Annotated in this window: 10 protein-coding genes and 3 tRNA genes; 7 read left to right on the top strand and 6 right to left on the bottom strand. The window is 71.8% G+C overall.

Features of this window, described 5'->3' with window-relative positions:
• Positions 1-17: 17 nt before the first annotated feature.
• Together ACFYM0_RS14305 and ACFYM0_RS14310 are read left to right on the top strand one after the other, a co-directional pair.
• Positions 18-788 (top strand): glucose 1-dehydrogenase, encoded by a 771-nt coding sequence (locus ACFYM0_RS14305; protein ID WP_388500695.1) that lies wholly within the window; start codon positions 18-20, stop codon positions 786-788.
• Between the two features lie 254 nt (positions 789-1,042).
• Entirely contained in the window at positions 1,043-3,196 is a 2,154-nt protein-coding gene (locus ACFYM0_RS14310) for a molybdopterin oxidoreductase family protein (protein WP_388500697.1), read from the top strand.
• 69 nt (positions 3,197-3,265) lie between these two features.
• Here ACFYM0_RS14310 and ACFYM0_RS14315 read toward each other — a convergent pair whose 3' ends face one another.
• Positions 3,266-3,757, bottom strand: coding sequence for a hypothetical protein (locus tag ACFYM0_RS14315; RefSeq protein ID WP_388500700.1), 492 nt, complete (start codon positions 3,755-3,757; stop codon positions 3,266-3,268).
• 366 nt (positions 3,758-4,123) lie between these two features.
• Between ACFYM0_RS14315 and ACFYM0_RS14320 the strand changes: the two genes are divergently transcribed.
• The gene (locus tag ACFYM0_RS14320) at positions 4,124-5,230 is read left to right on the top strand and encodes an RNA polymerase sigma factor (RefSeq protein ID WP_388500703.1); all 1,107 of its coding nucleotides are present in this window, start codon (positions 4,124-4,126) and stop codon (positions 5,228-5,230) included.
• Between the two features lie 73 nt (positions 5,231-5,303).
• Here ACFYM0_RS14320 and ACFYM0_RS14325 read toward each other — a convergent pair whose 3' ends face one another.
• Positions 5,304-7,229: an ABC transporter ATP-binding protein gene (locus tag ACFYM0_RS14325; RefSeq protein WP_388500706.1), complete on the bottom strand. Its 1,926-nt coding sequence runs from the start codon at positions 7,227-7,229 to the stop codon at positions 5,304-5,306.
• The gene (locus tag ACFYM0_RS14330; RefSeq protein WP_388500708.1) at positions 7,226-8,959 is read right to left on the bottom strand and encodes an ABC transporter ATP-binding protein; all 1,734 of its coding nucleotides are present in this window, start codon (positions 8,957-8,959) and stop codon (positions 7,226-7,228) included. The genes ACFYM0_RS14325 and ACFYM0_RS14330 overlap by 4 nt, the downstream gene beginning before the upstream one ends.
• A 207-nt stretch (positions 8,960-9,166) precedes the next feature.
• Between ACFYM0_RS14330 and ACFYM0_RS14335 the strand changes: the two genes are divergently transcribed.
• Complete coding sequence (locus ACFYM0_RS14335; protein ID WP_388500711.1) at positions 9,167-9,532, top strand: hypothetical protein; 366 nt, start codon at positions 9,167-9,169, stop codon at positions 9,530-9,532.
• Positions 9,533-9,546: 14 nt separating this feature from the next.
• On the opposite strand, the gene ACFYM0_RS14340 is transcribed toward ACFYM0_RS14335, so the two are convergent.
• Both ACFYM0_RS14340 and ACFYM0_RS14345 read right to left on the bottom strand, forming a co-directional pair.
• Positions 9,547-10,986, bottom strand: a complete 1,440-nt coding sequence (locus tag ACFYM0_RS14340) for an FGGY family carbohydrate kinase (protein ID WP_388500714.1) — start codon at positions 10,984-10,986, stop codon at positions 9,547-9,549.
• A gap of 160 nt (positions 10,987-11,146) precedes the next feature.
• Entirely contained in the window at positions 11,147-11,455 is a 309-nt protein-coding gene (locus ACFYM0_RS14345; protein ID WP_388500716.1) for a YtxH domain-containing protein, read from the bottom strand.
• A gap of 146 nt (positions 11,456-11,601) precedes the next feature.
• Here ACFYM0_RS14345 and ACFYM0_RS14350 point away from each other — a divergent pair.
• From ACFYM0_RS14350 to ACFYM0_RS14360, 3 genes are all read left to right on the top strand, one after another.
• A tRNA-Asn gene (locus ACFYM0_RS14350) sits at positions 11,602-11,674 on the top strand.
• A gap of 5 nt (positions 11,675-11,679) precedes the next feature.
• Positions 11,680-11,752, top strand: a tRNA-Asn gene (locus ACFYM0_RS14355).
• 189 nt (positions 11,753-11,941) lie between these two features.
• Positions 11,942-12,018: transfer RNA gene (locus tag ACFYM0_RS14360), tRNA-Ile, on the top strand.
• A gap of 288 nt (positions 12,019-12,306) precedes the next feature.
• Here the strand turns inward: ACFYM0_RS14360 and ACFYM0_RS14365 are convergent.
• Positions 12,307-13,038: a LuxR C-terminal-related transcriptional regulator gene (locus ACFYM0_RS14365; protein ID WP_388500719.1), complete on the bottom strand. Its 732-nt coding sequence runs from the start codon at positions 13,036-13,038 to the stop codon at positions 12,307-12,309.
• Positions 13,039-13,083: the final 45 nt, after the last annotated feature.

The raw sequence follows: 13,083 nt of genomic DNA on the forward strand, positions 1-13,083 counted from the left end.
GTCAGGGGTGTGGAACCGTGGCTCTTGTGGATCTGAGCGGCAAGGTCGTCGTCATCACCGGTGGGGCCCGCGGCCTCGGCGCGGCGGCCGCGCAGGCCGTCGTGGACGGCGGCGGCAAGGTGCTGATCACCGACGTCCTGGAGGCCGAGGGTGCCGGGACGGCGGCCAAGCTCGGCGAAGCGGCGCGCTTCCTGCGCCACGACGTGACCAGCGAATCCGACTGGGACGCGGCCCTGGCCTTCGCCCTCGCCGAGTTCGGCCGCATCGACGGACTGGTCAACAACGCAGGGATCGCCACCGGCCAGTTCCTGGAGCACGAGAGCGTCGAGCACTTCCGCAAGGTCGTCGAGATCAACCTCGTCGGCGTCTTCATCGGCATCAAGGCCGCGATCCCGCTGATGCGGGAGAACGGCGGCGGTTCCATCGTCAACATCTCCTCCGCCGCCGGGCTCACCGGCCTCGCCCTGACCGCCGGCTACGGAGCCTCCAAGTGGGGCGTGCGCGGGCTGTCGAAGATCGGCGCGGTGGAGCTCGCGGAATCCCGGATCCGCGTCAACTCCGTACACCCCGGCATGACGCTCACCCCGATGACGGCCCCGGTCGGCATCCAGGCGGGCGAGGGCAACTACCCCGGCGCCCCCCTCGGCCGCGTCGGCCTCCCCGAGGAGATCGCCGCCGCCGTCGCCTTCCTCCTCTCGGACGCCGCGGGCTACATGACCGGCGCCGAGCTCGCGGTCGACGGCGGCTGGACGGCCGGCCTCACGGTGAAGTACCTGACGGGCCGGTGACCCGGCCGCCGGGCCACGGTCCGGCCCGCGGACACGCCCCCCTGAGCGGGCGGGGCACGCTGATCGTCGACGTCGACGTCGACGTCGTGGTCGTCGGCGTCGTCGACGGCCGGATCGTGTACGTGGAGATCCTCGACCGCCTCCCCCGATGCGCGGGGCCTCACCGGAGCCGGCGGGGCGCGCTGAGGCGGAGCACGCGGAGATGTAACGGGAGGCGGCGGCCCGCGTAACACCGCCGACGCACGCTGGGCTCCATGCACACGCCGGACGCCGTCACCGCTGCCACCGCCACGCACTGTCCGTACTGCGCGCTGCAGTGCGGCATGAACCTCCGCCCCGAACCGGGTGCGGTCGGCGGTGTGGCGGTGGAGGAGCGGGCCGACTTTCCCGTGAACAGGGGTGCGCTGTGCGGCAAGGGCCGCACCGCCCCCGCCGTGCTCTCCTCCCGGGTGCGCCTCACCGAACCGCTCGTCCGCACCCACGCAGGGCGGCTGGAGCCGGCCACCTGGGAGGAGGCCCTCGACGCCGTCGCCGAGGGCCTCGCCCGCACGCGGCGGTCGTACGGGGCCGACGCGGTCGGGGTGTTCGGCGGCGGCGGGCTGACCAACGAGAAGGCGTACGCCCTCGGAAAGTTCGCCCGCGTCGCGCTGGGGACCTCGCAGATCGACTACAACGGCCGGTTCTGCATGTCCTCCGCCGCCGCCGCGCACCAGCGGGCCTTCGGGCTCGACCGGGGGCTGCCCTTCCCGCTGGAGGACGTCCCCCGGACCGGCTGCGTCATCCTCGTCGGCTCCAACCCCGCCGACACCATGCCGCCCGCACTGCGCTTCTTCCGGGAACTCCGTGAGAACGGGGGCACGTTGATCGTGGTGGACCCGCGCCGCACGCGCACCGCCGAACAGGCCGACCTGCACCTGGCCCCGCGCCCCGGCACGGACCTGGCGCTGGCGCTCGGCCTGCTGCACCTCGTCGTCGCGGGCGGCCACACCGACGAGGAGTTCATCGCCGAGCGCACCACCGGCTGGGAGGAGGCCCGCGCGGGCGCCATGGCGCACTGGCCGGAGCAGGTGGAGCGGATCACCGGCGTGCCGGTCCCCAAACTCCGCGAGGCGGTGGCCCTGTTCTGTGCGCCCGAATCCGCGATGGTGCTCACCGCGCGCGGACCCGAGCAGCAGTCCAAGGGAGTCGACACCGTCGGAGCCTGGATCAACCTCTGCCTCGCCACCGGCCGGGCCGGCCGCCCGCTCTCCGGCTACGGATGCCTCACCGGCCAGGGCAACGGCCAGGGCGGCCGCGAGCACGGCCAGAAGGCCGACCAGCTCCCCGGCTACCGGAAGCTGACCGACCCGGCGGCCCGGGCCCACGTCGCCGGGGTCTGGGGGATCGACCCCGACAGCCTCCCGGGCCCGGGCCGCAGTGCGTACGAACTCCTCGACGCGCTGGGCTCGGACGTCAAGGCCCTCCTCCTGATGGGCTCCAACCCGGTGGTCTCCGCCCCCCGCGCCGGCCACATAGAGGACCGCATCCGCTCCCTGGACTTCCTGGCCGTCGCCGACGTGGTCCTGTCCGAGACGGCGGCCCTGGCCGACGTGGTGCTCCCGGTCACCCAGTGGGCGGAGGAGACGGGCACCACCACCAACCTGGAGGGCCGCGTCCTGCTCCGCCGCCGGGCCCTCACCCCGCCGCCGGGGGTCCGCTCCGACCTGGAGGTGCTGCACGGCCTGGCCACCCGGCTGGGCATGCCGAAGGCCTTCCCGACCGACGCGGAGGAGGTCTTCGAGGAACTGCGCCGCGCCTCGGCCGGCGGCCCGGCGGACTACTCGGGCATCACGTACGCCCGCATCGAAGCGGAGCAGGGCGTCTTCTGGCCCTGCCCTTCTCCCGCACGCCCGGGGGAGGCCGGCTCTGCGGAGGCACCCCCCGCGGAGGCCGGCCCGGCGGGGGAGCAGCACCCCGGCACCCCGCGGCTCTTCCTGGACCGCTTCGCCACCGAGGACGGCCGGGCCCGCTTCGTGCCCGTCATCCACCGCGAAGCCGCCGAGGTCCCGGACGCCGAGTACCCGATCCTCCTCACCACCGGCCGGGTGGTCGCCCAGTACCAGTCGGGCGCGCAGACCCGCCGGGTGGACGAGCTCAACGAAGCCGCCCCCGGCCCCTTCGTGGAACTCCACCCGCGCCTCGCGGCCCGCATCGGCGCGGTCGACGGAGCCCCCCTCGCGGTCACCTCCCGCCGCGGCCGCGCCGTCGCCCCGGCCCGCATCACGGACGCCATCCGCGCGGACACCGTCTTCATGCCCTTCCACTGGCCGGGCGAGGGTCGCGCCAACACCCTGACCAACCCGGCGCTGGACCCGGTGTCCCGCATGCCGGAGTTCAAGGTCTGCGCGGTCCGCGTCGAACCGGCCTAGCGCGGTCCGCATGGAACCGGCTAGCGCCGTCCGCGTCGAAGCGGCCCGGGCCGCGGCCGTCGGCCCGCCTCAGGGCGTGATCCGGTCCACCTTGATCACCTTGCAGGTGATCTCGTTCTCCGTCAGCCGGGCGAGAGCTCCGGCCTTCACTTCGGCCCGTTGCCCCGGCGCCAGGCTGTTGCTGATGCCCGCGCCCTCGGCCAGCCGGGTCCCGGTGGGGCCGAGGAACTCGATGCTCGCGATGTAGGTGGTGGTCCGCCCGCCGCTGTTGGTGATGGTCAGCCCGGCGGAGGGCCAGCGCGTGGTGGGGTCCACCCCGCACGAGTCGATCTTCACGTCGTGGACGGCCCCCCGGTCGGGTTCGGTCCGCGGTTCGGGTGCCAGGGAGCTGGGTGCCCGGGAGGGGAGCGCCTGTGACCGGGACGCCACGGTGACGGGTGACGCGGCCGGGGAGCTCTCCCCGTCGCGGTCCTTCGTACCGTCGCCGCCCGGACCGATGGTGGTGATCAGCAGACCGGTCAGGGCCACCGCGATCACCCCGGCGAACAGTCCGAGGACCACGATCACCGCGGTCCTGCGCCGCGTCGGCGGAGCGGGCGGGGGCGTCAGGGGCCCGGCCGGCGGGTGGCTGTCCCGGGGACGCCACCCCGGAGGCGGGTCCGAGTGCGGCACGGACACCTCCAGGGGGCTGGACCGGTGATCGTGCTGATCAGCATCGCACCCGCCGGGTTCCCCCACACGTCGGAGCCTGAGGGCCCGTCCTCCTCGGACATGCGTCCGATCCGCATCGGGGTTCTGGTCCAGGGGTAACCATGGGTCACGTGCCGGACCCAGAAAGTGGTCGCACGCCCCTCGTGGCAGCGATGTGTCGTACCCCACACTGAGGTGCGGTGCACCCGTCCTCGGAGCCCTGTGGAGGTCGCCCCCGTGCAGACCCAGAGCTTGACCGTCACCGTCAGCCCGCCCGCCGGAGTGCCCGCGGCCGAAGAGCCCGAGCCCGAGCCCGAGGCCGACGCCATGCACGAGGAGGAGGCCGGAGAGGCCGAGGAGTCGGAGGGCCCGGAGCTGCTGGAGAAGGTGCCCACGCCGCGCAAGCGCCCGGCGGAGGGCTCCGGCGGAGCGGGACCGTCCGCCGACCTCTTCCGGCAGTACCTGCGCGAGATAGGCAGGATCCCGCTGCTCACCGCCGTGGAGGAGGTCGAGCTCGCGCGGCGCGTGGAAGCCGGACTGTTCGCGGAGGAGAAGCTCGGCAGCGGAGTCCCGCTGGACCTGCAGCTCACCCTCGACCTCGACAAGCTCGTGGTCATGGGCCGGATGGCCAAACGCCGCCTCATCGAGTCGAACCTGCGGCTCGTCGTCTCCGTGGCCAAGCGCTACGTCGGCCGCGGACTGACCATGCTCGATCTGGTCCAGGAGGGGAACCTCGGACTGATCCGCGCCGTCGAGAAGTTCGACTACGCCCGCGGCTACAAGTTCTCCACCTACGCCACCTGGTGGATCCGCCAGGCCATGTCCCGGGCGCTGGCCGACCAGGCCCGCACCATCCGGGTCCCCGTCCACGTCGTGGAGCTGATCAACCGCGTCGTACGCGTCCAGCGCCGCATGCTCCAGGAGCGGGGGTACGAGCCCACCGCCGAAGAGGTCGCCGTCCACCTGGAGCTGACCCCCGAGCGGGTCCTGGAAGTGCTGCGCCTCGCGCAGGAACCGGTCTCGCTGCACGCACCCGTGGGCGAGGAGGACGATGTCGCGCTCGGCGACCTCATCGAGGACGGGGACGCCGCCTCCCCGGTCGAGTCGGCCGCGTTCTTCCTGCTCCGCGAGCACCTCGAAGCGGTGCTCTCGACACTCGGGGAGCGGGAGCGCAAGGTCGTCCAGCTCCGCTACGGGCTCGCCGACGGGCGACCGCGCACCCTGGAGGAGATCGGGCGGATCTTCGGGGTGACCCGTGAGCGGATCCGGCAGATCGAGTCCAAGACCCTCAACAAACTGCGCGACCACGCCTTCGCGGACCAGCTGCGCGGATATCTGGACTGATGCCCGGACCGATGCCCGGGCCGACGGAAAAGGGGCGCCCCTCCGGGCGCCCCTCCCCGCACGGCCGTACCGGTCAGTCGACCTCGGCCACCGCCTGTGCGAACTGCGCCGCGTAGAGCCGCGCGTACGCGCCGCCCGAGAGCAGCAGCTCCTCGTGCGTGCCCTGTTCCACGATCGAGCCGCTCTCCATCACCAGGATCAGGTCCGCGTCGCGGATCGTGGACAGCCGGTGCGCGATCACGAAGGACGTACGGCCGTGCGCGAGGCGCGCCATCGCCTTCTGGATCAGCACCTCGGTACGGGTGTCCACCGAGCTCGTCGCCTCGTCGAGCACCAGGATCACCGGGTCGGACAGGAACGCCCGCGCGATGGTGATCAGCTGCTTCTCGCCCGCGCTGACGCCGGCGCCCTCGTCGTCCAGCACCGTGTCGTAGCCCTCGGGCAGGGTACGGACGAACCGGTCGGCGTGGGCCGCCCGCGCGGCCTCCTCGACCTCGGCGCGCGTGACCTCGCGCGTGGCTCCGTAGGCGATGTTCTCCGCGATGGTGCCGCCGAACAGCCAGGTGTCCTGGAGCACCATGCCGATGCCACCGCGCAGTTCCTCGCGGGTCATCTTCGCGATGTCCACCCCGTCGAGGGCGATCTCCCCGCCCGTGACCTCGTAGAACCGCATCAGCAGGTTGACCAGCGTGGTCTTGCCCGCGCCGGTCGGGCCGACGATCGCGACCGTGTGCCCGGGGTCCACGCTCAGCGACAGGTTCTCGATCAGCGGCTTGTCCGGCTCGTAGCGGAAGGCGACCTTGTCGAAGGTGACCTGACCGCGCAGGGCCTCGGGACGCTCCGGAACCTCCGCGTCCGGCTCCTGCTCCGGCGCGTCCAGGAGCTCGTAGACCCGCTCCGCGGAGGCGACGCCGGACTGCACCAGGTTCGCCATGGAGGCAACCTGCGTCAGCGGCATCGAGAACTGGCGCGTGTACTGGATGAAGGCCTGGACGTCACCGATCGACAGGGTGCCCGAGGCCACCCGCAGACCGCCGACGACCGCGACGAGCACGTAGTTGATGTTCGAGATGAACAGCATCACCGGCTGCATGATCCCGCTGACCAGCTGCGCCTTGAAGGAGGCCCGGTACAGCGCCTCGTTCTGCTCGGCGAACAGGGCCGCGGACTCCTTCTGCCGGCCGAAGACCTTGACCAGGGTGTGGCCCGAGTACATCTCCTCGACGTGCGCGTTCAGGGCGCCCGTGGACTTCCACTGCGCCACGAACTGCGGCTGCGACTTCTTGCCGATCTTCGCGGCCACGTACGCCGACACCGGGATGGTCACCAGCGCGACGAGCGCCAGCAGCGGCGAGATCCAGAACATCATGGCCAGCACGCCGACGATCGTCAGGATCGAGTTGAGCAGCTGCCCCATCGTCTGCTGGATGGTCTGCCCGATGTTGTCGATGTCGTTCGTGGCCCGGCTGAGCACCTCGCCGCGCTTCTGCTGGTCGAAGTACGACAGGGGCAGCCGCGACAGCTTCGCCTGGAGCTCCTCGCGCATCCGGTAGACGGTGCCGTTCATGATGTGGTTCGACAGCCGGGTGGCGACCAGCATCAGCAGACCGGCGAGCGTGAAGACGAGCAGAGCCCACAACGCCACCGATCCGACCGCACCGAAGTCGATGCCCTTGCCCGGGGTGAAGTCGGTGCCGGACAGCATGTCCGCCATCCCGCCGTCGCCCCTGGCGCGCAGACCGTCCAGCGCCTGCTGCTTGGTGAGGCCCTTGTCGAAGTTCCGGCCGACGATCCCCGCGAACACCAGGTCGGTTGCCTCGCCGAGGATCTTCGGCCCGGTCACCGACGCGGCGACGCTGCCGACGACCGCGAGGATCATGCCCCACAGCTTGGCCCGGTCGCGCGCCAGCTCGGCCAGCAGTCGCTTGCCCGAGCCCTTGAAGTCCATGGACCGCGTCGTCGGCGGTCCCATCATCATCCGTCCTCCGGGCCCGCTCACGCCGCCTCCGCTTCCGTCAGCTGGGAGAGCACGATCTCCCGGTAGGTCTCATTGCCGGCCATCAGCTCGTGGTGGCGTCCCTCGCCCACCACCTGCCCCTCGTCGAGGACGATGATCCGGTCCGCGTCGCGGATCGTGGAGACCCGCTGGGCGACGATGACCACGGTCGCCTCCTCGGTCTCGCGGGCGAGCGCGGAGCGCAGCGCCGCGTCCGTGGCGTAGTCCAGGGCCGAGAAGGAGTCGTCGAACAGGTAGATCTCCGGGCGCTGTACGAGCGTGCGCGCGATCGCGAGCCGCTGGCGCTGGCCGCCGGAGACGTTGGTGCCGCCCTGGGAGACCGGAGCGTCGAGCCCGCCCTCCAGTTCGGACACGAAGCCCTTGGCCTGCGCGACCTCCAGCGCGTGCCAGAGCTCCTCGTCGGTGGCGTCGGGGCGCCCGTAGCGCAGGTTGCTGGCGATGGTCCCGGAGAAGAGGTACGGCTTCTGCGGCACCATGCCGACCGTCCTGGCGAGCAGGTCGGGGTCGAGGCGGCGTACGTCCTCGCCGTCGACGAGCACGTCGCCGCCGGTCGCGTCGAAGAGCCGGGGGATCAGCCCCAGCAGCGTGGACTTGCCGCTGCCGGTCGAGCCGATCACCGCGGTGGTCTCGCCGGGGCGGGCCACCAGGTCGACCCCGCGCAGCACGGGGGCCTCGGCGCCCGGGTAGCGGAAGTCGGCGCCGCGCAGTTCCAGACGGCCGCGGTGGAGGAGCTTGCCGACCGGGTCGGCGGGCGGGACCACGCTGGAGTCGGTGTCCAGGACCTCCTGGACGCGCTCGGCGCAGACCTCGGCGCGCGGCACCATCATGAACATGAAGGTGGCCATCATCACGGACATGACGATCTGCATCAGGTAGGCGAGGAAGGCCGTCAGCTGACCGATCTCCATGTCGCCCGAGTCGATGCGCATCGCGCCGAACCAGACGACGGCGACGCTGGAGATGTTCACGACCACGATCACCGTCGGGAACATCAGCGCGAGCAGCTTGCCAGCCGCCAGCGAGACGCCGGTGAGGTCGGCGTTGGCCTCGCGGAAGCGTTCCTTCTCGTAGTCGTCGCGGATGAAGGCGCGGATCACCCGGTTGCCGGTGATCTGCTCGCGCAGGACCCGGTTGACCGTGTCCAGACGCGTCTGCATCGTGCGGAACAGCGGCCGCGTCTTCAGCACGATCGCGCCGACCGACAGGCCGAGGACCGGGACCACGGCGAGCAGCACGCCCGAGAGCTTCACGTCCAGTGAGAGCGCCATGAAGATGCCGCCGACGCACATGATCGGAGCGGAGACCATCAGGGTGAAGGTCATCAGCACGAGCATCTGGATCTGCTGCACGTCGTTCGTCGTGCGGGTGATCAGCGACGGGGCGCCGAAGTGGCCGAGCTCGCGCGCGGAGAAGCTCTGCACGCGGTCGAAGACGCCGGCCCGGAGGTCGCGGCCGAAGGCCGCGGCGGTGCGGGCCCCGTAGTAGACGGCACCGACGTTGCAGACGAGCTGGACCAGCGAGACGCCGAGCATCAGCGCGCCGAAACGCAGGATGTAGCCGGTGTCGCCGTTGACGACACCGTTGTCAATGATGTCGGCGTTCAGCGTGGGGAGGTAGAGGCTCGCGCTGGTCTGCAGCAGCTGCAGCAGGACCAGCACGGCGATCGGTTTCCGGTACGGCCCCAGATGGGTCCGCAGAAGTCGTATGAGCACGCGCAGGCTCCGGTCGGCATGATCGAGGGGGTTCACTCCATCTTCTGCCAACGGGAGGCCGGAACCCACCGGTTTTCGTAAAGCCCGGTCAAAAGGAGTAGTCCGGGCGCGGCAGGGCGTAGGCCGGGCCGCCGCCGAGCCGGCGGCGGGTGCCGGGAGGACGATGGGGGAGGGGAAGTCTCGGGACGGATCGGCCGTGGAGGAACCATGACGGCAGCCAAACGGGAGCAGATCCCCGTCCTCTTCGAGGGCAACGGCGCCGAACTGCGCGTGCTGGAGCTCGGCGGCGGCTTCTCCGTTGCCTTCGGGCGCTTCGACAAGGGCGTGGACATGACCCCGGCGTTCAAGGGCCTGCCCGGCGACCTGTGCCCGTGCCCGCACTACGCCTACGTGATCAAGGGCCGGATCATGATGCACACGAAGGACGGGGACGAGGTCTACTCGGCCGGGGAGGCCTGCTACTGGGCGCCCGGCCACGCCCCGGTGGCCTTGGAGGACACCGAGTACCTCGACTTCTCGCCCACGGAGGAGTTCCAGGCGGTCGTCGACCATGTGAAGGCGCAGTTGGGCTGACGCCCGGCCTGCCGCTAGAACGCTCCCGGGTGGATCTGGTCCCGGGTCGCGATGTACTGCTGGCGCGCTCCCTGCCAGGCCGGGTACTCCTCGTCCGGCTCGAACAGCTGCGCCGCGGGCGCCGGCCACACCGGCGGGGTGTTCGGGGCCGCGCTGCCCTGGGCCACACCCAGCGCCCACGCTGCCTGCCGGGCCGCGCCCAGGGCCGCGTAGTCCGCCGGCGCCGGTACGAGGACCTGCGTGCCGAACAGCCCCGGCGCGAAGGCCTGTACGGCCGGCAGCTCGGCGGCGGCGCCGAGCAGGAACACCCGGCGGATCTCCACGCCGCGGCTGCGCAGCACGTCGAGCGCGTCCACCAGCCCGCACAGCATGCCCTCGAAGGCGGCCCGCGCGAGGTGCTCCGGCTTCATGGAGTCCCGGCGCAGCCCCGACAGCGTCCCGGCGGTGTGCGGCAGGTTCGGCGTCCGCTCACCCTCCAGGTACGGCAGGAGTACGAGTCCGTGCGCGCCCGGGGTCGACTTCAGCGCGAGCTCGCTCAGCCCCTCCAGATCGGTGCCCAGCAGTTCGGCGGTGCCGCGCAGGGCCCGAACGGCGTTCAGGGTGTTCACCACCGGCAGGTGCAGCCCGGTGGCGTCGGCGAGGGAGGTGATCAGCCCGCCCGGCTCCGACAGCGCCTCGTGGTGCACCGCCATGACCGATCCGGACGCGCCCAGCGAGACCACGGCGTCGCCGGGTCCCATGCCCAGCCCGAGCGCGGCCGCCATCGTCTCGCCGGTGCCGGCGGAGATCAGCAGCCCCTCGGGCGTGGTCCCGGCGGCTTCGGCGGGGCCGAGCACCTCGGGCAGCAGCGCCCGGTGGCCCAGCGCGAGCTCGACCAGGTCGGGGCGGTAGGAACCGGCGGCCGCCGACCAGTAGCCGGTGCCGGAGGCGCCGCCGCGGTCGGTGGTGCGCCGGGCCGGGCGGCCCAGCAGCTGCCACACCAGCCAGTCGTGCGGGGACATCAGCACGGCCACCCGCCGGGCCGCCTCGGGCTCGGTACGGGCCAGCCAGGCGAGCTTCGCCACGGGCTGCGCCGAATGGGGGACCGAGCCGACGGCCTCGGCCCAGGCCTGCCGGCCGCCGAAGGACTCGATCAGCTCCGCGGCGGCGGCCTGGCCGCGCTTGTCGTTGCCGATCAGGGCGGGACGGACGAGGCCGCCCTGCGCGTCCAGCGGCAGCAGCCCGTGCTGCTGCGCGGAGACCCCGATGGCCTGCACCCCTTCGAGGAGCCCGCCGCCGGCGGCCTCGCCGAGCGAGAGCAGCCAGGCCTGCGGGTCGGTCTCGTGCGGCACCGCCTCGCCGGTGGGCTGCGGATGAGGGGCGTACCCCTGGCGCAGCACGGCGCCCGTCTCGGTGTCACAGACGACGATGCGTGTGAACGCGGAAGAGCTGTCCAGCCCGGCGACTATCCCCATGCGGAGAATTCTGCCGCACGCGGGGGCGGTCTCGACCGCCCCGGCGTGCCCGGGACCCGGCCCGTCCCTTATGTGGGACCGGGCGGGACCCGCGCACGGGACCGGGCGGGGCCCCGGGGCGCGGCCCGCGCGGCGGGACCCGCACCCCGGACCGGGTCGGTCAGGTGTTGCTGGTGCCCCAGTCGTCCTCGCCCGCGCCACCGCCGCCGACCCGTGCCCGCAAGCCCCGTACGCGTCCGGTCAGGGCGTCCGGCATCGCGTCGCCCACCTTGTCGCTCACCGCGGCGTAGGCCTTGCCTGCGAACTCGCGACCGCTCTGGCCGGCGCTCTCGGCGGCGTTGCGGACCGCGGGGTTCTGCGCGAACTCGCGCGCGGACTTCTTCAACTGTTCATACCGCTCGCGTCCGGCCCGGGTCCCGAGCACGTACCCGAGGGCCAGCCCGACCGCGAACGTGACCTTGTACCGCATGCCTGCCACCCTTCGTCGTGTGGTGCCCGGCCCGCTGGCGATACCGATTGGCGGAGCACCCCCCTGCTTGCGCTAATCTATGACTCGCAACGGGCGCTCGCCCCCTGGCCAAGGCCGGAGGTGGGCTGTTCGGTGCAACGCAGCAATCCCCTGTAGCTCAATTGGCAGAGCAGCCGACTGTTAATCGGCAGGTTACTGGTTCGAGTCCAGTCGGGGGAGCGCGGTCCCCTGTAGCTCAATTGGCAGAGCAGCCGACTGTTAATCGGCAGGTTACTGGTTCGAGTCCAGTCGGGGGAGCAAGAAGGAACGAGGACCCCAGGTGGGTCCTTTTTCTTTTTTTCTGCCCTCCTCGCGCAACCGGGCACGGCCCGATGCGGTCTCTCTGGGCAGGCGAAGCCGATCATGCGAGGCATCCGAGGCAGGAGATCGTATGAGCGGCTATGCTGCGGCAGACGGCGCGCACACATGTACGCGCCACGCCGTGAAGGGGCGGTAGCTCAGCCGGTTAGAGCAGCGGACTCATAATCCGTCGGCCGTGGGTTCGAGTCCCACCCGCCCCACCACAGCACGGTGTAGCAGAATCGTTCTGATCAGGCGGTTCCCTGGTCAGGCGATTCCCGCCGAGCGACGGCCCCCGTCCGCCTGCGTGTTTGCCCGCAGTGCGTGGCCGCGAGTGGGCCGACACGCCCCGGTCACCCGGACGTCGCACCACCAACTCCTGCCGGCAGCGGGCACCCCCGTCCCGTTCGTGGGTCAGGCGAACGAGACGGGAGCGACGCTGCTGCCGGTGTCCTGTGCCCCGGCCCCGCCTCACCGGGAAGCAGGCGACCGCCGCGGCACCGCCGGACGGGTCACGCGATGCGCGGTCCCGAGCGGGCGCCGCGCGTCGGAGGCAGAACCATCGCCGCGGAGCCGGGCATCGTGGTGTCGGCGTAGGCCGCGACGTACCCGGCCGGAGCCGGCAGATCGATGCCGTGGGCGAAGAGGGCGGCGCGGACCCGGTTGTCGACGCCGATCTTGAAGTAGATGTTGCTGACGTACGCCTTCACCGTCGAGGTGGTGAGCCCCAGGCGGCCGCTGATCTCCACGTTCGTCAGGCCCCCGCCGATCAGGGCGAGAATCTCGCGCTCGCGCAGGGTCAGCAGCGAGGGCGGCGTCTTCTCTTCGTGCCCCAGCTTCGGGCTCCGCATGAACGAGCACCACAGCATGGCCAGCGGGAGCACGGCCGCGCCGGCGGCCATGGTGTGCACGGCGTGTGCCAGAGCCCGGGGTTCCACGTCCTCGGGGAAGAACCCGGAGACGCCGGGCGGCAGCGGCTGGGGCCGCTGCGCCATGGTGTCCGGGTCTCCGATCAGCGCGACCGGCACGTGCCGGAGTTCCCGCCCTCCCATGGCGGTGAGGAGCCGATCCAGTCCCGGCAGCCCGTCGGCGGCGAGAACGCTGGTCCTCGGCCGATCGTGCACGGCGGCGATTCCCGCCTCTGCGGAGGAGCACACGGAGACCGCGAACTCGGTTTCGGTCAGGGCCTGTTCGAGGCCCCTGCGAATCCATGGATGGTGGTGAATGACGGTGACGTGGTCCAAGGTGAATCCCCCTGAGTACTGCATAAGCCGTGGTCGGGAGGAAAC

The organism is Streptomyces sp. NPDC006487 (assembly GCF_042870555.1).
Classification (GTDB): domain Bacteria; phylum Actinomycetota; class Actinomycetes; order Streptomycetales; family Streptomycetaceae; genus Streptomyces.

What these genes read in the sequence shown, in the direction of transcription:
- ACFYM0_RS14310 (WP_388500697.1), top strand. Translation starts at nt 1,043, where the DNA reads ATGCACACGCCGGACGCCGTCACCGCTGCCACCGCCACGCACTGTCCG.
- ACFYM0_RS14335 (WP_388500711.1), top strand. Translation starts at nt 9,167, where the DNA reads ATGACGGCAGCCAAACGGGAGCAGATCCCCGTCCTCTTCGAGGGCAAC.
- ACFYM0_RS14340 (WP_388500714.1), bottom strand. Translation starts at nt 10,986, where the DNA reads ATGGGGATAGTCGCCGGGCTGGACAGCTCTTCCGCGTTCACACGCATC.
- ACFYM0_RS14345 (WP_388500716.1), bottom strand. Translation starts at nt 11,455, where the DNA reads ATGCGGTACAAGGTCACGTTCGCGGTCGGGCTGGCCCTCGGGTACGTG.